The following is a 21,604-nucleotide window of genomic DNA, read 5'->3' as shown; positions in this document are numbered from 1 at the left end:
GCCCTAGAAGACGCTGCTGTGTCGGCCCATCAACCGAATGTATGGTGCTAGGCAGCCATCTTGCAGGCTACTTAGACTCGATCGCATGTAAACGGAGGAATATCCATGCCCGAGACTCTGCTCTGCCCGCGCAACCTGGCGTTCGAACTCTACGAAGTGCTGGACGCTGAAGGCCTGACCCAACGCGAGCGCTTCGCCGATCACAGCCGCGAGACGTTCGATGCGGCTATCGATACCGCCCGCAGCATTGCCGAGAACCTCTTCGCTCCACACAACCGCAAGGCCGACGAGAACGAGCCGATCTACAAGAACGGTGAAGCGGTATTGATCCCGGAAGTGAAGCCCGCTGTCGATGCGTTCATCGAGGCTGGCTTTCACAACGCTTCGCGCAGCTTTGACGATGGCGGCATGCAATTGCCCAATCTGCTGTCACGGGCCTGCTTTGCTCACTTCCAGTCTGCCAACATCGGTACCTCCTCATATCCGATGCTGACGATGGGCGCCTCGCACCTGATCGAGGTGTTCGGCAGTGACGAGCAGAAACAGCGCTTCCTTCAGCCCATGCTCGAAGGCCGTTTCTTTGGCACCATGGCGCTGACCGAGCCGCACGCTGGCTCGTCGCTGTCAGACTTGCGCACCCGTGCCGAGCCGGCCGGTGACGGCACCTACCGCCTGAAGGGCAACAAGATTTTCATTTCCGGTGGGGACCATCCACTGTCGGAAAACATCGTGCACATGGTGCTGGCCAAGCTGCCTGATGCTCCGCCCGGCGTAAAAGGCATCAGCCTGTTCATCGTGCCCAAATTCCTGGTCAACGATGACGGCAGTGTCGGCAAGCGCAACGACGTGATCCTGGCCGGCCTGTTCCACAAGATGGGCTGGCGTGGCACCACATCCACGGCCCTGAACTTCGGCGACAACGGCGATTGTGTCGGCTATCTGGTAGGCGAGCCGCACAAGGGCCTGTCGTACATGTTCCAGATGATGAACGACGCGCGCATTGGTGTCGGCATGGGCGCGATCATGCTTGGCTACGCTGGCTACCTGTACTCGCTCAACTATGCGCGGGAACGGCCACAGGGGCGCCTGCCAGATGGCAAGAACCCGGCATCGGCTCAGGTGCCAATCATCCAGCACACCGACATCAAGCGCATGCTGCTGATGCAGAAAGCCTACGTCGAAGGCGCCTTCGATCTCGGCCTCTACGCCGCGCGCATCGTCGACGAAGAGCAAACCGCGGCAACAGAGGAAGAGCGCAAGAACGCCCACGAGCTGTTGGACCTGCTGACACCAATCGTCAAATCCTGGCCATCGGAGTTCTGCCTCAAGGCCAACGAGATGGCGATACAAATCCTTGGTGGCCACGGTTACACCCGCGAATATCCGGTCGAGCAGTACTACCGGGACAACCGGCTCAACCCGATCCACGAAGGCACACACGGAATTCAGTCCCTCGATCTGCTGGCACGCAAGCTGACACAAAACGGCGGCGCCGGGCTGCGTCAGTTGCTCGGCCTGATTCAGGGCACCTGCAAGCGCGCTGGCGAGCACAGCTCGCTTGATGCACTGCGCCAGCCGCTGGAGCGGCTGCTGGCACGCCTGAGCGAGGTGACTCAAGCCCTGCTTGGCGACCTGATGGCCGGCAAGATCAACCAGGCGCTGGCCAATTCGGCGCTGTATCTCAAGGTATTCGGTCACGCCGTGATCGGCTGGCGCTGGCTGGAACAGGCTATTCACGCTGAACAGGGCCTGGCGAAGGGCAACGAGGCAGACGTCGATTTCTATCGCGGCAAGCTACAAGCCGCCCGTTACTTCCTGACGTGGGAAGTGCCGAGCTGCCATCACGAACTGGATCTTCTGGCCAGCCGTGACGACACCTGCCTGACCATGCAGGAAGGCTGGTTCTGACCAGACGCCTGGCGCGTGCTGCATCAGCGCGTGCCGGGCGACTCCCCCTGTCCAGCCGCCTGGCTGTGACGCCCGCCCTCCCCCGAAGCGTCCGACGTACCGCCCGGCTTTTTTGACAGCACGTCAAAACAGCGGGTTAGAATCACTGGCATGCAGCCTGCATGTTTGTCAGCAGCACTGACCTTCGGAGATCGCGTTTGGATATCGGCAACATCAACCAGCTGTTCTTGGTCGGTGCCCTGTTGGTTGCGGCGAGCATCCTCATGAGCTCTTTGTCGACCCGACTCGGTGTGCCGATCCTGGTTATCTTTCTTGGCGTAGGCATGCTGGCCGGCGTCGACGGCATCGGCGGGATCGCTTTCGACGACTACTCGCTGGCCTTTCTGATCAGTAACCTGGCCCTTGCGATCATCTTGCTCGACGGTGGCATGCGCACCCGCGCCGCCACCTTTCGCGTCGCACTCTGGCCAGCTTTTTCGCTGGCGACTGCCGGGGTGGTTGTCACTTCAGGCCTGACGGGGCTGGCGGCGGCCTGGCTATTCGACCTGCCGCTGATGCAAGGGCTTTTGATCGGCGCCATCGTTGGCTCCACCGATGCGGCAGTGGTGTTCAACCTGCTCAATGGCAAGGGCCTGAACGAACGGGTCGGCTCGACGCTGGAAATCGAATCGGGCAGCAACGACCCCATGGCGATGTTTCTGACCGTCGCGCTGATCGACATGATCGCCTCTGGTCAAACCGGGTTTGGCTGGGGCTTCTTTGCCAGCCTCTTGCAACAATTCGGCATCGGCACCCTTCTCGGCCTGTCCGGCGGCTGGCTGCTGCTGCACCTGGTCAACCGCCTCTCGGTCGCGGACGGTCTCTATCCGCTGCTGGCTGTGGCTGGCGGCATCATGATTTATGCACTGTCCGGCGCGATCGGCGGCAGCGGCATCCTCGCCGTATATGTCTGCGGGTTGTTGCTGGGCAACCGTCCGATCCGCAACCGCCACGGCATCCTGCACATGTTCGACGGCCTCGCCTGGCTTAGCCAGATCGGCATGTTCCTCGTGCTCGGTTTGCTGCTCACACCCAGCCAGCTGCTGCCTATCGCGCTGCCGGCATTGGCTCTTTCTCTGTGGATGATCCTCTTCGCCCGCCCGCTGGCCGTGTTCATCGGGCTGGCACCGTTTCGAAGCTTTCACCTGCGCGAACGACTCTTCATCTCATGGATCGGCCTACGCGGTGCAGTACCTGTGATTCTTGCTGTATTCCCGTTGATGGCTGGCCTGGAAAACGCCCAGCTGTTCTTCAACGTGGCGTTTTTCATCGTGCTGGTTTCGCTGCTGTTCCAAGGCACGACGCTGACCTGGGCCGCGAAGAAAGCCAAGGTGGAGGTGCCGCCCTCGCCGCTGCCGATCTCCCGCGCCGGGCTGCAGATACACACCACCAGCCAATGGGAGATGTTTATCTATCGACTCACTGCCAAGAAATGGTGTGTCGGGGCCGCCCTTCGCGAATTGAAGATGCCTACCGGTACGCGCATCGCCGCGCTATTTCGCGGCAAGGCGCTGCTGCACCCCTCCGGCAGCACACGTTTGCAAGTGGACGACATTCTCTGCGTCATCGGCCACGAAGAGGATCTGCCGGCCCTGGGCAAGCTCTTCAGCGAGGCACCGCAGCGCGGCCGCGACATGCGCTTCTTTGGCGATTTCATCCTTGAAGCCGAAGCCCAAATGAGCGCCCTCGCTGCGCTGTACGGTCTCAAACTGGGCGAAGTCGATGGTGACCAGCAGATCGGCGACTTCATGGCCGAGCGCGTCGGCGGCAAGCCGGTCACTGGCGACCAGATCGAGTGGAATGGCCTGACCTGGACCATTGCGGCCATGGAGCATGGCGAAGTCCGCAAGGTCGGCCTGAAGTTTCCCGAGGGCGACAAGCCCGGTCCTTCGCTTCATTTCTGAGGCGCTGGCCAGCCGGTAACGCGGCAAGGTAAGCGTTCCGATCTATGGGCTCGCCTAGGCCTTGCCAAGCCCTTAGACTCCGCACTCTTTTGTTCACTCGATAACATCCATGGCATCTTTGCGCACCCTTTTGCTGGCGACCTTGCTCGCCTTCGTTCCCGCTTCTGGCTTCGCCCAATCCATCCCCGGGCTGACCGGCCCCAAGCCGGCCGCAGAGGAGGCGAAGGCCGCACAGCCGAGCGCCGATGAACGCGCTCAACGCCTTGCGGAACAGGCCGCCACCGCGCAGCAGCGGCTGACGGAACTAAAGGCCGAGCTTGCCGGCGCGCCCAAGGAAATCGCCGAGGCCCAGCGAGAACTGAGCAAACTCAAGGGCAGCGACAGCAGTGACCTGGTCGACAAACTGGCCAAACTGAAGATGCCCGCCCTCGAGCAACGCCTGGCAGCCCGCGTAGAAGAGTTGTCCACTTGGCAGACAGCGCTGACCGCAGCCAACAGCATGATCATCAGCGCGCAGACTCGACCTGAGCGCGCCCAGGCCGACATCAGCAAGTCGCAGATACGGATCGACGAGATCAATGCGCTGCTCAAGACCGGCCGCGAGAATGGCAAGCCGCTGAGCGAGGAACGCCGCGAACTGCTTGCTGCAGAAAAATCCGCGCTTAACGCCCAGATCGAACTACGCCGCAATGAGTTGGCGGGAAACAGCCTGCTGCAGGATCTGGGCATTGCCCGCCGCGACCTGCTTTCCGAGCGCATCGCCCGCGCCGAGCGCGAAACCATGGCGCTGCAGACGGCAATCAACAACAAGCGACGGGAAGAATCCGAACAGACAGTTGCCGAGTTCTCGCTAAAGGCCGAAAAGACTGGCTCCGACAAGCTGCTGCCGGTCGAAAGCGCCGAGAACAAGCGTTTGTCCGGCTACCTCTTGCGAGCCACCGAACGGCTCAACGACCTCACGCAGCAGAACCTGCAGACCCGTCAGCAACTCGACACGCTCAACCAGGCCGACCAGGCACTAGAGGAACAGATCGCTGTACTTGAGGGCAGCCCGCTGCTGTCAAAGATACTGTCTCAGCAGAAGCAGGCCCTGCCGCAACTTTCTCTGGACAGCAATCTGGCAGATGAGATTGCTGACATCCGGCTCTACCAGTTCGAGCTGAACCAACGCCGCGAAGCCGCCGGCAACGTTGAGGACTATGTCGAGCAGCAGCTGGCCAGCCAGCCTCCGAGTGAGGTGACGCCTGAGCTACGCAGCGCGCTGCTGGAGTTGGTTCGCACCCGCGGCGAGCTGCTTGATCGGCTCAACCACTCGCTGAACGCTCTGCTCAGCGAGTCGATCACGCTGCAATTGAACCAGCGTCAACTTCAGAGCAAGGCCGAGGTCCTGCGCAATACGCTGGACGAACAGATGTTCTGGATTCCCAGCAACCGGCCGCTGGATCTGGACTGGTTCAAGAACGTGCCCACGCTGCTCGACCGTCAGCTGCGGGCCATGCCCTGGGGCTCGGTGTTCGAGGCCTTAGGCGCGGGCCTACTGGAACGGCCGCTGTTCTTCGTTCCGCTGTTGCTGATGATCGGCTTACTGCTCTGGCGCCGTCAGGCGATCAACGCCAAGCTGGATTCGTTGAGCAGCGATATCGGGCACTTCCGCAACGACAGTCAACTGCACACCCCCCTGGCGCTGTTGCTGAACCTGCTGCTGGCGTTGCCGGGCGCATTGTTTCTTGCCTTGTGCGGCTATCTGCTGCAAATGGACGGCCGCGGGCAGAACGAAGCCCTCGGCGCCGCGTTCTATCAGATGGCACAGGCCTGGCTCGTGTTCTACAGCGCGTACCGAATGCTCTCACCCAATCGGGTCGCCGAAACGCACTTCGGCTGGTTCCGCCCGCAAGTCATCTTCCTACGCAACGAGATTCGGCGACTGGGGCTGGTGGTCATGGCCCTGGTAGCCGTGGTGGCGATTGCCGAACATCAGCCGGCTAACCTGGTAGACGATGTGATCGGCATCGTCGTCGTGCTGATCTGCTTCGCCCTGATGAGCTGGCGCCTGACCCGACTGTTGCTCAAAGGCCCGGCCAGCCAGAATGCCACGCCACTTCAGCGCTTCATTGGCTTGTTGTTCAGCATCTTGCCGCTGGCGCTGATCCTGGTGGTGGGTTTCGGCTATTACTACACGGCGCTGAAGCTGACGGGGCGCCTGATCGATACGCTTTACCTCCTGCTGGCCTGGATCGTCATCGAGGCGACGCTGATTCGCGGGTTGACCGTCGCCGCTCGCCGGCTTGCTTACCAGCGCGCCCTGACCAAGCGTGAGACCCAGCCCGACGAGCCCATGGACAGCAGCGAGGCGACGGGTGAAGACGGCCTCGACATCGAGCAGGTCAACCAGCAGTCTCTGCGCTTGACCCGTCTGGCGATGTTCGGCCTGTTCTTCGCTGTGCTTTATTGGGTCTGGGCGGACCTGATCAGCGTGGTTTCTTACCTCGATAACGTCGTGCTTTACGAGTTTGTCAGTGGCTCTGGCGACGCAGCCACGACAAATGCGATCACCCTCAATAACCTGCTTGGGGCGCTGCTGATCGTTGCCATAACGGTGGCCTTGGCGCGCAACCTGCCGGGCCTGCTGGAAGTGGTGGTGCTGTCGAAACTGCACCTGGCGCAGGGCAGCGCTTATGCCACCACGACGCTCCTGTCCTATGTGTTAGCCGGGATCGGCATCGTATCGACGCTATCGACCCTCGGCGTCAGCTGGGACAAGCTGCAGTGGCTGGTGGCCGCGCTCTCGGTGGGGCTTGGCTTCGGCATGCAGGAGATATTTGCGAACTTCATTTCGGGCCTGATCATCCTCTTCGAGCGCCCGGTGCGGATCGGCGACGTGGTGACCATCGGCAATCTTTCGGGCACCGTCAGCCGAATCCGGATTCGCGCAACGACCATCACCGACTTCGACCGCAAGGACATCATCGTCCCGAACAAGACCTTCATCACCAGTCAGCTGGTGAACTGGTCCCTGAGTGACACCATCACCCGGGTGACGATCAAAGTGGGCGTCGCCTATGGATCTGATCTGGACCTGGTGAAAAAGCTGCTCCACAAGGCCGCCAACGATAATCCGCGGGTACTGAAGGACCCGGAACCGCTCGTGTTTTTCCTGACCTTTGGCGAGAGCACCCTGGACCACGAGCTTCGGATCCACGTACGCGACCTCGCCGACCGCAATCCAGCCACCGATGAGATCAATCGGGCCATCGATCGTGAGTTCGCCAAGGCTGGTATCTCTATCGCCTTCCGCCAGGTCGATGTATTCCTGAAAAACTTTGACGGCAAACAACTGCACCTGGGCACCGCGCCACGGCTTGCTCAACCCGATAACCAGGGCACTACGCCGCCCGCCGACAGTCAGGCCTGAGGAACGTCGCCGCCTTCCCGAGCCTCCAAACATAAAGCGCGCCCGCACAGGGCGCCGAACCGCAAGGTGCCGGAGCCCACGTGAAGACGCTTACCGAGCTGCATTTCGACAACCGCTTCGCCCAGCTGGGCGACGTTTTTTCAACCCAAGTTACGCCTCAGCCGCTCGAACACCCGCGCCTGGTAGTGGCTAGCGAAGCCGCCATGGCCTTGCTCGACCTTGCTCCGGAAACTAAAGACGATCCGCTGTTCACTGAACTGTTCTCCGGTCACAAGCTCTGGAGCACGGCGGAACCACGGGCGATGGTCTATTCCGGCCATCAGTTCGGCAGCTACAACCCGCAGTTGGGCGATGGGCGTGGTTTGCTGCTGGGTGAAGTGGTCAACGAAGCCGGCCAACATTGGGATCTGCACCTCAAGGGCGCTGGCATGACGCCCTATTCCCGCATGGGTGACGGCCGTGCCGTGCTGCGCTCGTCGATCCGCGAGTTTCTAGCCAGCGAGCACCTGCATGCGCTGGGTATTCCCAGCTCCCGCGCCCTTTGCGTGACTGGCTCGGATACGCCGGTCTACCGTGAACGCCAGGAGCGCGGCGCGATGTTGATGCGCCTCGCGCCCAGTCACGTGCGCTTCGGCCATTTCGAGTTTTTCTACTACACCAAGCAGCACGATGAACTAAAGAAGCTGCTCGATCACGTCGTGGAGAACCACTTCATCGAATGCCTGGAACATCCGGAGCCTTACCACGCCTTCTTCCACGCGGTGCTGGAGCGCACCGCCGAGATGGTTGCGCGGTGGCAGGCATATGGCTTCTGCCACGGGGTGATGAACACTGACAACATGTCCATCCTCGGCATTACCTTCGACTTTGGACCTTACGCATTCCTCGACGACTTTGATGCACGCTTCATCTGCAACCACTCCGACCATGCCGGCCGGTACTCCTATGAAAATCAGGTGCCAATTGCACACTGGAACCTCGCCGCCCTGGCGCAGGCCCTGACGCCCTTCATAGGCATCGAGCAATTGCGCGCGACCATGGACCTGTTCCTGCCGATCTACGAAGCGGCGTGGCTCGATCTGATGCGCAAACGATTGGGCCTGCAGACTGCAGAGGAGAATGACAAGGAGCTGATCCAGCGCTTGTTGCAATTAATGCAGAGCAGCGCCATCGACTACACGCGCTTCTTCCGCGAACTCGGCGACAGCCCGGCGGAGCATGCCCTGGCTCGCCTGCGCGAGGATTTTGTGGACATCACAGCTTTCGATGACTGGGCCGCGACCTACCGTCAACGGACCGAGCGCGAAGGCACAGATCAGGAGGCGCGCCGGGTGGGCATGCACGCGGCCAACCCGAAATACATCCTGCGCAATTACCTGGCGCAGCAGGCGATCGAAGCCGCCGAAGCGGGCGACTACGGTCCGGTGCGTGAGCTGCATCAGGTGCTCAGCCGGCCTTTCGACGAGCAACCGGGCATGGAGCGCTATGCCGAGCGCCCGCCGGAGTGGGGCAAACACCTGGAAATCAGCTGCTCATCCTGAGCCCTTGCTCTGCGCAATATGCTGCGCAGCGTTGTGCTATGAGACCCGGCTAGCCCAGCTGCACGTCGCGTGAACGCTGGGCTCCAGCACAATTGTGCCAAAGCTTGCGCAGGGCTCGGCAGAAAGTTGCCCAGCTTATTGTGAGCCGCCCCCCACTCAAGCTGGAACAGCGGACAGCTAACTCGCTAACTTATTGATATGCGAGGAGTTTCTGTTACATGGCACGCGCCTTGAAGTCATTTCCGGGCCATTCCGGCATTCACAAGGCAAGGAGAGCGTTCATGCCAACACCCGCGTATCTGTCCCTCGAAGGCACCAAGCAAGGCCTGATCACTGCAGGCACTTTCACCGAGGACTCGGTCGGCAATATCTTCCAGGAAGGACATGAAGACCAGATCCTGGTGCAGGCTTTCCAGCACCAAGTCATCATTCCGCGCGACCCACAATCGGGTCAGCCTACCGGCCAGCGCGTCCACAAGCCGCTGATGATCACCAAGGTGTTCGACAAATCGTCGCCGCTGATCTTCAACGCCCTGACCTCCGGTGAGCGTCTGAACAAATGCCGTCTGGAGTGGTACCGCACGTCCTCCACCGGTACTCAGGAGCACTACTTCACCATCGAACTGGAAGACGCGGTAATCGTCGACGTGCAGTCGCGCATGCCCAACTGCCAGGACCCGAACATGTCTCACTTCACCCATCTGGAAGACGTGTACTTCACTTACCGGAAGATCGTCTGGACCCACGAAGTCTCCGGTACTTCCGGCTCCGACGACTGGCGCACTCCGATCTCGGCCTAAGCCGCGGGCGGGCCTTGCGGCCATAGGTAGCAAACATCGGCCAGGTTTACCTGGCCGATGCGTTTTCAACAGACGGATTCGGTAAACGACGTAATGCTTCACACGGCCATCTAGCGAAAAGCGCGAAAATAGCCACAGACATATGCGGAACTGGACGCTTCACCAGTCCGCACTACGGCCCGCATGAATCCATGTGATGCCGACTTGCGAACCGATAGCGGCTCGCTGCCATGGACTGGTTACAAAGGAACAGGGAATGTTCAATCCGGCCAACGACACGCACTTCAACCTCATTATTGACGGCGTCCAACAAGACCTGCAGGTACTCGAATTCACGGGCCGCGAGTCGATTTCGCAGCCCTATTCATTCGACATCGAACTGGTCAGCGAGCGCCCTGATCTGAACATTGAAAGCCTGTTGCATCAGCAGGCCTTTCTGGCGCTGTCGCCCAGCGGCAATGGCATTCACGGGTTGATCTATAGTGCAGCCCAGGGTAGCTCCGGCAAACGGCTGACGCGCTATCGCGTTACCTTGCGCCCACAGCTCGCCTACCTGGCTCACCGCACCAACCAACGCATTTTCCAGAAGCGCTCGGTACCGCAGATCATTGCCAAGGTGCTTGATGAGCACGGCATCCTCGCTGGTGATCGCCACCGTTTCGATCTTGGCCCGGTGATCTACCCCGAACGGGACTACTGCGTTCAATATGATGAAACGGATCTTCAGTTCATCCAGCGCCTATGTGAAGAAGAAGGCATTCACTACCACTTCCAGCACAGCGATGCCGGCCACATGCTGGTCTTCGGTGATGACCAGACCGTGTTTCCGGCGCTCGCCTCGGTTGCCTATCAGCAAGACAGCGGTCTGGTCGCCGATGAGCCGGTCATCAAGCGCTTTGGCGTGCGCGTCGAGACCCGCGCTGCGCGCGTCACCCGCCGCGATTACGATTTCGAAAAGCCCCGTCTGACCCTGGAGGCGGCGGTTGGAAGCAACAACCAGCCCGACCTCGAGGACTACGACTATCCCGGCCGCTTTGTCGACCGCGAGCGAGGCAAGCACCTGTCCCGGCGGGCACTGGAGCGCCATCGCCACGACTTCGAACTGGCCGAGGGCGAGAGCGACCAGCCGCTATTGGTCAGCGGTCATTTCCTACCGCTCGAAGCGCATCCCCGCAGCGACTGGAACCAGCTGTGGCTGCTCACCGAAGTCTTCCACGAAGGTAAGCAACCACAAGTATTGGAAGAATCGGTCACAGATTCTTCAGGTGCCCTGGAACTGACATCCCCTCCCCGTCATGGAGAGCGCTGGGGCGCATTGTTTAGCGGCGAGGCGCAGGGTTCACATGATTTCACCCAAGGCTACCGAAACCACTTCACCGCCACGCCTTGGACCGCCCCCTTCCGACCCACACTCAGCCACCCCAAACCACGCATCCTCGGCAGCCAGAGCGCGGTTGTCACCGGCCCGACCGGCGAGGAAATTCACTGCGACGAATATGGCCGGGTGAAGGTGCAGTTTTTCTGGGACCGCGAAGGCCAAGCCGATGAGCACACCAGCTGCTGGCTGCGTGTGAGCTCAAGCTGGGCCGGCGACCGCTACGGCGGCATCGCCATCCCACGCGTCGGCATGGAAGTGCTGGTCACCTTTCTCGAGGGCGACCCCGACCAGCCCCTCGTGACAGGCTGCTTGTATCACAAGGAAAACGCCGTCCCCTACGAGCTGCCCGCGAACAAGACCCGCAGCGTGTTTAAAACCCTGAGCAGCCCAGGCGGTGAAGGCTACAACGAACTGCGCATCGAAGACCGCAAAGGCGCCGAGCAGATATACGTTCACGCCCAGCGCGACTGGGACGAGAACATCGAGCACGACCAGATGATCCGCGTCGGCCACGAACGCCACGACACCGTCGAGGCCAACAGCTACAGCGAATTCAAGGCCGAAGAGCACCGCACCACCCACGCCGACCGTCGCAGCGAAATCAAAGCAGACGACCATCTGACCGTCGGCGGCAACCAGCATTTGAAAATCGGGACCGGCCAATTCATCGAAGCCGGTAACGAGATCCACCTCTCCAGCGGCTTGAAGGTAGTCCTTGAAGCCGGCAGCGAACTCACCTTCAAAGCCGCCGGCAGCTTCATCAAACTCGACGCCAGCGGCATCACCATGGTCGGGCCTTTGATAAAGATGAATTCGGGGGGAAGCCCGGGTAAAGGCTCAGGCGCGGCGCCTGTGCTGCCGGGGCAGCTTAAGCCGGCGGCTACGGACACGGCTGGCGGGCTGTTAATACAGGCACAGAAGCAGGCCTTGCAGCGCAAGCAACCTCTGTGCGCCATCTGCGAAGCAGCAAAGCAGGAGGCCGCTCATGTCGACTCATGATTTGCACCATTTGCCTTCGGAGTTACCCTGGGACACGCCAGCTTACTTACTGCTCGACGGCGTCAGCGTCGAAACGCTACCCAAACGGCTATACGAATGGGCCGAGTCGCCGGTTTTCGACGTGCTGTATCTGGAAACGCCTTGGGCTGAGTTGAGTGATGTGTCGCCCTGCCTGGTGCGCATTGACGGTCAGCACGACTCAGCATTGGCTGCTTTTGTGCAAAACAGTCAAGAAGAATGGGGCTACCTGTTATTCAGTAATGCCACCCGGGAGGCCCTGCTCAACCACCTACGCTGGCTGGTATGCGTCAGTCACCCATTGGGAGAAAAGATGCTGCTGCGCTTGGCCGACCCTGCGGTCATGCATGCGCTACTGAACCAAGCCAAACAAGATAACGATGCGACATTGTTTGGCCCAATCGAACAGATCGTAGCTGCGGACCGCATCGATAACGCCTGGCATGAGCATCAACGCCCCGGTCCGACAACCCCTAATCGACAGGATCGTCCCTATCGACTGTCCGACAAGCAAATGGACTGCCTTGGTGGCGTGGCCTTTCGCAGCACCCTCATCCGCCTGGACGCGCACATGCGCGACTATTTCCCCACTTACCAACCCACACTGAGCCCGTCCCAGCGTTGGCAACATTTGCAGGCGCTGGCAGAGCGTGCCTATGGCCTGGGCTTCAACAGCGAATATGACATCACGCTCTACGCCAACCTCTTCGGCCTGCTAGGCGCCGACGTGCTGGATATGCACTCGGACATCGCCGATCTAGTAAACCAACCTTCATCGCTTACACCCACCCAACGTATCGAACAGGCAGCGGATCTGGCATACGCTCGCGCCTCGTCAGCGAAAAGGACTTCCTGATGACTGCAAAGAACCCCAACCAAGCCGACAAGGCCAAGAGCGACGCCAAAAGCCCCGTCGGCGCTTGCCCGCTCATGAAGAACAAGGTGCAGCTACTGCCCCTGCGTTATGGTTTGGTCGAGCGGCTCGATCCGTCGGCAGAATTGCGTCTGCCCTATCGACTCAAATCGCGACCGCTGGGCATTCGGCTTATTCGCGATGGCTGGCTGTACGTGATCGATAACGAAACCGGCTACCTTCACGAATACCGCGTCGAAAAAGGTGTCGTGAGCAAATTTGTCTGGAAGGGCAAGGAAGCGGCTCAGGATCAACGGCAGGGAAAATTGGCGGAACACAGCTTGGTTTTCGCCCGAGGCAGTACGCTGCACGTGAGTTTTTCCGAAGTGCAATGGACGGCGTTTAAATGCTCACAGATGCTCAAGAGCCGCAAGGAACGCGAACATTTCATGCAGAGAGTGGATCTTTCCAAGGCAACCTGTGCTGAGGGCGGAGAACATCTGCTCACCAGCCAGCAAGCCGAAAGTTGGCTGGCCGAAGTTGCAGAGTCGCCGTCTGGCAGCACACCGCCTTCGGGGGCCGATCCGCAGGAAGGTCAAGACTACGCCTGGGAAAGCACTCCGCTGTATAACAAAACCACCATCGGCTTGGTCAAGAAACAACTGCTCCCCATCTACGAACATGACCAGCTCTACCTGGTGTTCAAAGACAGCCTGGGCGTCATGCAGGATCTTGCACAAGAACAGGACACCGTGGTCGGCTGGATCGAGAAATGGATCGAGCAGGGCCGCAACGATCTCAAGTACAGCATCGGCAGTTACATCGAAACCCTGATGGTGCTGAACGACGATACGGCCAAGCGTGCCGGCACCCGAGATGCCCTGTTCGAAAAAACCACGCCCGCGCAGCGGCAGACGATCTACGACTACCTCAATGCCCGCAATGACCTGAAAGGCATTCAGAGCAGCAGCCCGGCGACAGCTCATTACCCAGGGCGAGGGTTCGATCTCAAGACGCGCGCCGCCAGGGCGAGTGTCGCAGCGAAGAAGCACACCATGCAGAAGGCCTTGGGCGACGATCTGTATGACGAGCTGGGAGACGATATCGAAGCCCTAAAAGACCATTCAGACGCCGCGTTGGATGGCAAGGGCCTGGGTGCGCGAGGCATTCATGATCTGGTGCGCCACAAGGAGATGCGCCAATACCTCGAGCAGGAACGTGCTCACCTGAAACGTTGGAATGCACGCCTCGACCGCATCACCGAGGATCGCGTCACGCTGTTCACTGCGACCGAGTACCATCGAAGCGCCTGGTATTTCGACACCAAAGTGCCCGACCAGCAGATGGCCGCTCTGGTCATGGAGCAAAATTGCGTGCGCGACCTGTGCCGTACCGAAGAGAGCCTCAAGGCGGTCGGCGAATACTTTCACAAATACCCCTATTACATACTGCCTGCCTTCGCCAGCCGGCTGGATCTGAATTTCCTGACGGGCAAATCAGGGGACCTGATCAAATGGCTCGACGATGCACGTAACCTCAAAAGCGGACTCGGCGATGCCCAGGTTCGCCTGCAGGAGGTGGGTGCGCTGCTAGGCAACCACTGGACCAACAGCCTTAGCCTCAGTGCTTCTGCCCAAACGGTCAGCCAAGCCGTCAACGCTGCCTATTCCCCGGCTATCGCCTTGCGCCTGCAGGATTGGCTGGCAGGAGTGCAAAGCGAACTGAACAGCCCCGACCTGAAAGCCCACTTGGATAAGCTCGACACCTACAGCAACCGAGCACACCGTCTGGGTAGCCTGGCGGAGTTGAAGGCGCACGGAGCCAACCTAGTGGTAGCGACCGAACAGGATGTCAGTCTGTTCAAATCTCGCCTAACGACCCTGATTGAACTACTGGACAAAGAGAATCTGCTCAACACCCTGCGCGACCGTGCCAAGACCGACAGCAAGCGGCGCACGATCAGCGAGGCAGAACGACAAAATGTAAAAGCACAAAAGCAGCAGCTCAACCAGCAGCTGGCCGCAGTCCGCCAACAGCGTACCGCCATAATTAATCAATTGCAGAATAGCGTGACCGCCACTGGTGCCGTCCAGGCAGGCTTCGTTGGCGTCAAGCTGAAGATGGATGCGGCACAGCAAAACCTGCTCAACGAAGAAATCCGTCGCCTACGCCTTGGCCCGCGGGGCGGCTATGGTGAGAGGGGTGCCCATGCGGCGGCCGTGAAAAGCAGTGCGCTGCCGTTAGTGGCACTGTTTCTTCAAGTACGGAACTTCGGAGAAGCGTTGAATACATGGCAGAGTGCCGCTAATGATCCATCGTTGAAAGATTATATAGTCTTTGCTGGCGCATTATTTGCCCCAGTTTCTTCAGCTCTTTCAGTCTATCAAAACGCTCACATTGTCCTGGTGGATCAAGCTTTTAAATCCATCGTGGCCAGCTCAGCTGGAAAAGGAGGCATGCAATTCGCAGTGAAGCTGGGCAAGTTGGGGTTAGGTCTGGGGGTAGTGATTTCTCCATTGGCCCTGCTGGGCTCTGCGGGTACGTCCTGGAGCAACTGGAATAAATGGCTGGACGCCACCCGCACGGGCACGACTGGTGAGCGGGCTGGTGCCCTGATGGCCCTAGCTGGTGATACGAGCAGTACTGCGGTCAACGCGGCAATCACAGCCAAGGCGTTTGCCGAATTCGGCGGGCTGATGATGGAAGCCTCCCGCGCCGCGCCCGGCCAACGTGTTGCGGTCATGGGTGCCGCTTGGGCGACTCGAGGAGTGCGGTTCCTAAGCTTTTCAGCACGACTGACGCCTTGGGGCCTGGCAGCGACCGCCCTGCAATTCGGGGGCGAGGCGTTATACAACTACGGCAATCTGGATGATGAGCAACGCTGGATGCTGAACAGTTGCTGGGGGCTGGAAGATCAAGACTGGGACTGGCCAACCCATTCCCAACATCTTGCCGAAGCCACCTTACGCCCGGAGATCAGTGATAAAGGCACCATCGAGCGCGCGCTCGATGGTGCCTCGGTTCGGCGCTTGGTCATTAGCCTGCCCGGGGTCAGCCTAGCCAGTTTGCGCCACCAACCGCTGCGCCTAACCGCAGAGTGGGAGTACCAGCGGGGCTGGCCTGCCCAAGATGTCGGTGAGCAGGTGCGTAAAGCGTTGTGCAAGCTCGACGATACCCAACTGGCCCTGACATTAGACATCTCGCCAGACTGGGTCGGCCCACAATCGCAACTGCGGCTGCGTCTGGCAGTACAACCGCAGCTGGCCGACAAACCGCTCAAACACAAAGACGCCTATCTGTACTATGCCGTACCGCTGCGCCCTACCGCCTCACGCAAGCCGATCAAAGGCATGTCCGCGGCAGGCCCGACCCGTATAGCCCCCCAATGGCTCGATATTACCCCGGAGTACCTGAATGCCACAGGATAAATATGACCGCCTGCCCCATACGGGAGATTTCGAGCAGGAAGGTGGTACCGAAGTTTTCTATCTGTCGCCAAAGCCCGTCCCAACAGGTATGCCTGCCTTCAGTGGGCAGCAGTTGCATCAGGATGCCAATGAGGTTTTTCTGGATGTCGGAGCGGGACTGCCAAGTGTTGAGTTTGCCGCGCGATCATATATTGCGTCGATAATGGTTCTCATAATGCTTCACACCTTTGTGGCTGGCTTAGGCGCATGGCTTAGGAGAGATAAAGAACCATTCTGGCCGAGTTGGTTGCAGTATGAGCTTAATCCATTTATGTGGGGCTTTATTGGCCTAATCGCAGGGCTAGCCGCATTCAACATGTTCCGCATCATTCGGAATATCGGCGCCCGATCCCCCATTCGCTTCAACCGTCAACGCCGCGAAGTCGCCTTGGTTTACCGAGGTGAAGCGCCGGTCTATGTGCCATGGGAAGAAGTAATCGCCTGCGTGTCCGCCAGCCGCGTCATCACCCAGTACGCAGTAATGCCCAGCTTTGCTCTGATGCTCGGTCTGCGTAACGCCGAAACGGGCGACGTCTACTGGGTCACCATCCATGGAGGTAACCTTGGCTTGGTTGTTAGCGAGTGGGAGGCCATCCGGGTCTATATGGAACAAGGCCTTGCCGCCCTGCCAGCGCCGCCTTTGCTGTCCAGTGAGGAATTTCAGGAAGGCACCGTGGCCTACTTCCACATGTGTCGCCAGGTATACCGCAAGGAGCACTGGTGGATACGCTACGCTTTCGGTTTTTTGCTGATCCAGTTCTGCAGTGGCTGGACCTTACCCTGCCATATCGCCCAGTGGGTCAAGCGCCGCCCCAAGGCCCTCTTTCCCCAAGAGGTGCTGGATTGGTCGAAACCCCTACCACCCGAGCAACACGCCAAGCCCAGCCAGGCGTTGCTCGAAGAAAGCGCAGCAGTGCGCAAGGCCTACGCCAACGGCCGATCCATGCTCGATTACTACCAGGCCAAATTCAGCGAAGAGCCAGAGGCCCCCGCGATGCCAAGTAATCTCCCCCCAGAGCATCTACATGGCTGAGGATAGAATGGTTCGAGCACCTGCCCAAGGCGGGCTTTCCCAAAGCCGTGCGTGAATGGTCCATATTCCTGCCGCCCGACCAATGGGCCAAGCCCAGTGCCGAACTGCTAAGCCAAAGCGCTGCGATCGAAGCGGCGTTCGCCGCAGGCTTGAGCTTCCCCGAATATTTCAAGAGCGCTCTGGCTGCTTTCGAGAGCCCGGCAGATGCCGCGCCGGTAAAACCAGGGGCAAGGGCAAAAGGGCCCGCAGCGTACTGCTGCCGAGGCGAGGACAAAGCGTGAACAACCCACCTCGAACAAGCGCGACCTGAACAGCAACGCTGAGCCCCCTACCGACCCGCTGATATCACTGTCGGATTCAAGTTTTCCAAATGACTAAAACGCGGTGCAACCCGAGTTGGCCAACAAGCCACTCAAACATAAAGACGGCTATCTGTACTATGCCGTACCGCTGCACCCGACCGCCTCACGCAAGCCGATCAAAGGCACGCCCGGGGCGGGCCCAACCCGTATAGCCCCCCAGTGGCTCGATATCACCCCGGAGTACCTGTATGCCTCAGGATAAATATGACCGCCTGCCCCATACCGGGGATTTCGAGCGGGAAAGTGGCACTGAAGTTTTCTACCTGTCGCCCAAGCCCGTCCCAACAGGTATGCCAGCCTTCAGTGGGCAGCAGTTGCATCAGGATGCCAATGAGGTTTTTCTGGATATCGGAGCGGGACATGCCAGCGTTGAGTTTGCAGCGCGGGCCTACATCGGTTCAGTGATGTCACTTGTGATATTTTTTTTCGTAGTAGGTATCGGCTTAGGCGTTGATGATCATCTACGTACTGGCGCTCCTGTATTTGAGGTCTTCACGACGTTGGTGCTCCCCAATTGGTACATGTGGGGATTCATCGGGCTTATTGCCTCTTTAGCCGCGTTCAACATGTTACGCATCATCCGCAATATCGGCGCCCGGTCACCCATTCGCTTCAACCGTCAACGCCGCGAAGTCGCCCTGGTATACCGAGGTGAAGCGCCGGTCTATGTGCCATGGGAAGAAGTAATCGCCTGCGTGTCCGCCAGCCGCGTCATCACCCAGTACGCAGTAATGCCCAGCTTTGCTCTGATGCTCGGTCTGCGTAACGCCGAAACGGGCGACGTCTACTGGGTCACCATCCCTGGAGGTAACCTTGGCTTGGTTGTTAGCGAGTGGGAGGCCATCCGGGTCTATATGGAACAAGGCCTTGCCGCCCTGCCAGCGCCGCCTTTGCTGTCCAGTGAGGAATTTCAGGAAGGCACCGTGGCCTACTTCCACATGTGTCGCCAGGTATACCGCAAGGAGCACTGGTGGATACGCTACGCTTTCGGTTTTTTGCTGATCCAGTTCTGCAGTGGCTGGACCTTGCCCTGCCATATTGCCCAGTGGGTCAAACGCAGGCCCAAAGCCGTCTTCCCTCAAGAGGTACTGGACTGGTCGAAACCCCTACCACCCCAGCAACACGCCAAGCCTAGCCAGGCCTTGCTCGATGAAAGCGCAGCAGTGCGCAAGGCCTACGCCAACGGCCGATCCATGCTCGATTACTACCAGGCCAAATTCAGCGAAGAGCCAGAGGCCCCCGCGATGCCAAGTAATCTCCCCCCAGAGCATCTACATGGCTGAGGATAGAATGGTTCGAGCACCTGCCCAAGGCGGGCTTTCCCAAAGCCGTGCGTGAATGGTCCAAATTCCTGCCGCCCGACCAATGGGCCAAGCCCAGTGCCGAACTGCTAAGCCAAAGCGCTGCGATCGAAGCGGCGTTCGCCGCAGGCTTGAGCTTCCCCGAATATTTCAAGAGCGCTCTGGCTGCTTTCGAGAGCCCGGCAGATGCCGCGCCGGTAAAACCAGGGGCAAGGGCAAAAGGGCCCGCAGCGTACTGCTGCCGAGGCGAGGACAAAGCGTGAACAACCCACCTCGAACAAGCGCGACCTGAACAGCAACGCTGAGCCCCCTACCGACCCGCTGATATCACTGTCGGATTCAAGTTTTCCAAATGACTAAAACGCGGTGCAACCCGAGTTGGCAACGAGCCACTCAAACATAAAGACGGCTATCTGTACTATGCCGTACCGCTGCACCCGACCGCCTCACGCAAGCCGATCAAAGGCGCGCCCGGGGCGGGCCCAACCGTATAGCCCCTCAGTGGCTCGATATCACCCCGGAGTACCTGCATGCCTCAGGATAAGTATGACCGCCTGCCCCATACGGGGGATTTCGAGCGGGAAAGTGGCATCGAAGTTTTCTACCTGTCGCCCAAGCCCGTACCCACCGGCATGCCCGCCTTCAGTGGTCAGCAAATGCATCAGGATGCCAATGAGGTGTTTTTGGATGTTGGCGCGGGACAAGCCAATGTCGAGTTCGCTGTGCGCTCTTACATTGGTTCGATTATGGCATTGGCTGTTTTTTTTACCTCGTTCAATATTTTTTCTGCAATGACGTCTTTTTATTTTGGATGGCCCTTTTGGATATCTTTCCTAGAGAATAGTTTAAATCCGTATATGTGGGGCTTTATTGGCCTAATCGCCTCTCTAGCCGCATTCAACATGTTCCGAATTATCCGTAATATAAGCGCCCGCTCCCCCATTCGCTTCAACCGTCAACGCCGCGAAGTCGCCCTGGTATACCGAGGTGAAGCGCCGGTCTATGTGCCATGGGAAGAAGTAATCGCCTGCGTGTCCGCCAGCCGCGTCATCACCCAGTACGCAGTAATGCCCAGCTTTGCTCTGATGCTCGGTCTGCGTAACGCCGAAACGGGCGACGTCTACTGGGTCACCATCCCTGGAGGTAACCTTGGCTTGGTTGTTAGCGAGTGGGAGGCCATCCGGGTCTATATGGAACAAGGCCTTGCCGCCCTGCCAGCGCCGCCTTTGCTGTCCAGTGAGGAATTTCAGGAAGGCACCGTGGCCTACTTCCACATGTGTTGCCAGGTATACCGCAAGGAGCACTGGTGGATACGCTACGCTTTCGGTTTTTTGCTGATCCAGTTCTGCAGTGGCTGGACCTTGCCCTGCCATATTGCCCAGTGGGTCAAACGCAGGCCCAAAGCCGTCTTTCCTCAAGAAGTACTGGACTGGTCGAAACCCCTACCACCCGAGCAACACGCCAAGCCTAGCCAGGCCTTGCTCGATGAAAGCGCAGCCGTGCGCAAGGCCTACGCCAACGGCCGATCCATGCTCGATTACTACCAGGCCAAATTCAGCGAAGAGCCAGAGGCCCCAGCGACGACTACCGGGTAAGCGTCGGGGCTACGCGTATGGCCCCGATTCGCCAGTTCTTCCCGCAGGGATTGAGAAATTCTTGCCTCTCACTCCGGCACCTCCACACACACATGAATCGCATCATGCCGCCAATACTCCACGTCGCAATCGATCAACCGGTCATGCTGGTCGCGGTTGAGGCGCGTGATGCGCAGCGCCGGGCTGCCGGGGGCGGTGCGCAGGGTTGAGGCGGCTTCGGGGTGCAAAGCGGTGGGGACCATGTCGAAGCGGACGCGGCCGTAGTGAATGCCGTATTCGCTCGCGTATAACTCGGTCAGCGACTGGGTCAGGTCGTAGCTGAGGATTCCGGGAAAAAAGCTGGGGTTCAGATAGTGTTCGACGTAGAGCACCAGTCGGCCGTCGATGCGTCGCGCGCGGCGAATCTGGATGACGCCGGATAACGCGGGCAGCGCCAAGCGCGCGCAGATGTCCGCGGCAGCCGGCATCAGCCGGGCTGACAGGACCTCCGTCGCCGGGACCCGACCCTGCTCCTCGACCATGGCATGGAAGTGGCTACGCACGAGTGGGTTGTAGGCGATCCGAGGCGGTGAGACGAACCAGCCGCGGCGATCCTCGCGGTAGATCAGCCCCTGTGACTCCAGCTGGCCCAGCGCCTCTCGCAGCGTGATCCGAGTGGTATCGAAGAGTTCGCTGAGTTTTCGTTCAGACGGCAGTTGCCCGCTGGGCTGCAACAACCCATGGGCAATCTGCTCCTGCAAAGACCGTGAGATTGCCGTAACCGCTCGCGGTGCCTCGTCACGCATCACTTGTCCCCCAGACTGGACTAGTCCAGCACCCGAAAGGAGCCCTTGCTCCCATCAGTTGAGCCGCAAAACAGGCTTTTAAGGCTAAGCAATCTAAATGAACGGCACGTGACATCGTTGCGTAGGGCAATGTGCGCACAGGTTGTTTCGGTCCGTCAAAGCCTATCGGCGAAACCAATCGAAGCGGCGCCAGGCAAGGCGCCCAGCCT

Annotated in this window: 13 protein-coding genes; 12 read left to right on the top strand and 1 reads right to left on the bottom strand. The window is 59.6% G+C overall.

Features of this window, described 5'->3' with window-relative positions:
- Nucleotides 1–105: 105 nt before the first annotated feature.
- From JQR87_RS02320 to JQR87_RS02265, 12 genes are all read left to right on the top strand, one after another.
- Nucleotides 106–1,908: an acyl-CoA dehydrogenase gene (locus JQR87_RS02320; protein ID WP_407292976.1), complete on the top strand. Its 1,803-nt coding sequence runs from the start codon at nt 106–108 to the stop codon at nt 1,906–1,908.
- 197 nt (nt 1,909–2,105) lie between these two features.
- On the top strand, nt 2,106–3,851 hold the full coding sequence (locus JQR87_RS02315) for a potassium/proton antiporter (protein ID WP_407292979.1): 1,746 nt from the start codon (nt 2,106–2,108) through the stop codon (nt 3,849–3,851).
- A 109-nt stretch (nt 3,852–3,960) separates the two neighbouring features.
- The gene (gene mscK, locus JQR87_RS02310; RefSeq protein ID WP_407292981.1) at nt 3,961–7,263 is read left to right on the top strand and encodes a mechanosensitive channel MscK; all 3,303 of its coding nucleotides are present in this window, start codon (nt 3,961–3,963) and stop codon (nt 7,261–7,263) included.
- 80 nt (nt 7,264–7,343) lie between these two features.
- The gene (gene selO, locus JQR87_RS02305) at nt 7,344–8,804 is read left to right on the top strand and encodes a protein adenylyltransferase SelO (RefSeq protein WP_407292984.1); all 1,461 of its coding nucleotides are present in this window, start codon (nt 7,344–7,346) and stop codon (nt 8,802–8,804) included.
- Nucleotides 8,805–9,085: 281 nt separating this feature from the next.
- Complete coding sequence (locus tag JQR87_RS02300) at nt 9,086–9,604, top strand: Hcp family type VI secretion system effector (protein WP_019339876.1); 519 nt, start codon at nt 9,086–9,088, stop codon at nt 9,602–9,604.
- A gap of 256 nt (nt 9,605–9,860) precedes the next feature.
- A complete protein-coding gene (tssI, locus tag JQR87_RS02295) occupies nt 9,861–11,981 on the top strand; it encodes a type VI secretion system tip protein TssI/VgrG (RefSeq protein ID WP_407292987.1) in 2,121 nt (706 codons plus the stop codon).
- On the top strand, nt 11,968–12,855 hold the full coding sequence (locus JQR87_RS02290; protein WP_407292989.1) for a DUF4123 domain-containing protein: 888 nt from the start codon (nt 11,968–11,970) through the stop codon (nt 12,853–12,855). Before tssI ends, JQR87_RS02290 begins: the two co-directional genes overlap by 14 nt.
- A complete protein-coding gene (locus tag JQR87_RS02285; RefSeq protein WP_407292991.1) occupies nt 12,855–16,280 on the top strand; it encodes a toxin VasX in 3,426 nt (1,141 codons plus the stop codon). Before JQR87_RS02290 ends, JQR87_RS02285 begins: the two co-directional genes overlap by 1 nt.
- A complete protein-coding gene (locus JQR87_RS02280) occupies nt 16,267–17,352 on the top strand; it encodes a hypothetical protein (protein ID WP_407292993.1) in 1,086 nt (361 codons plus the stop codon). Before JQR87_RS02285 ends, JQR87_RS02280 begins: the two co-directional genes overlap by 14 nt.
- 384 nt (nt 17,353–17,736) lie before the next feature.
- A complete protein-coding gene (locus tag JQR87_RS02275; protein WP_407292995.1) occupies nt 17,737–17,916 on the top strand; it encodes a hypothetical protein in 180 nt (59 codons plus the stop codon).
- Nucleotides 17,903–18,997 carry a DUF6708 domain-containing protein gene (locus JQR87_RS02270; protein WP_407292997.1) on the top strand — a complete coding sequence of 365 codons (1,095 nt, stop codon included), beginning with the start codon at nt 17,903–17,905 and terminating at the stop codon, nt 18,995–18,997. The genes JQR87_RS02275 and JQR87_RS02270 overlap by 14 nt, the downstream gene beginning before the upstream one ends.
- Nucleotides 18,998–19,545: 548 nt before the next feature.
- Entirely contained in the window at nt 19,546–20,610 is a 1,065-nt protein-coding gene (locus tag JQR87_RS02265) for a DUF6708 domain-containing protein (protein WP_407292999.1), read from the top strand.
- Between the two features lie 68 nt (nt 20,611–20,678).
- On the opposite strand, the gene JQR87_RS02260 is transcribed toward JQR87_RS02265, so the two are convergent.
- Nucleotides 20,679–21,395 carry a UTRA domain-containing protein gene (locus tag JQR87_RS02260; protein ID WP_407293002.1) on the bottom strand — a complete coding sequence of 239 codons (717 nt, stop codon included), beginning with the start codon at nt 21,393–21,395 and terminating at the stop codon, nt 20,679–20,681.
- Between the last annotated feature and the right edge of the window lie 209 nt (nt 21,396–21,604).

The sequence above is a fragment of the Stutzerimonas stutzeri genome, from assembly GCF_051028275.1.
Classification (GTDB): domain Bacteria; phylum Pseudomonadota; class Gammaproteobacteria; order Pseudomonadales; family Pseudomonadaceae; genus Stutzerimonas; species Stutzerimonas stutzeri_AS.
Note: the sequence above shows the minus strand (reverse complement) of the source record. Positions and strands in the feature narration are given on the sequence as shown.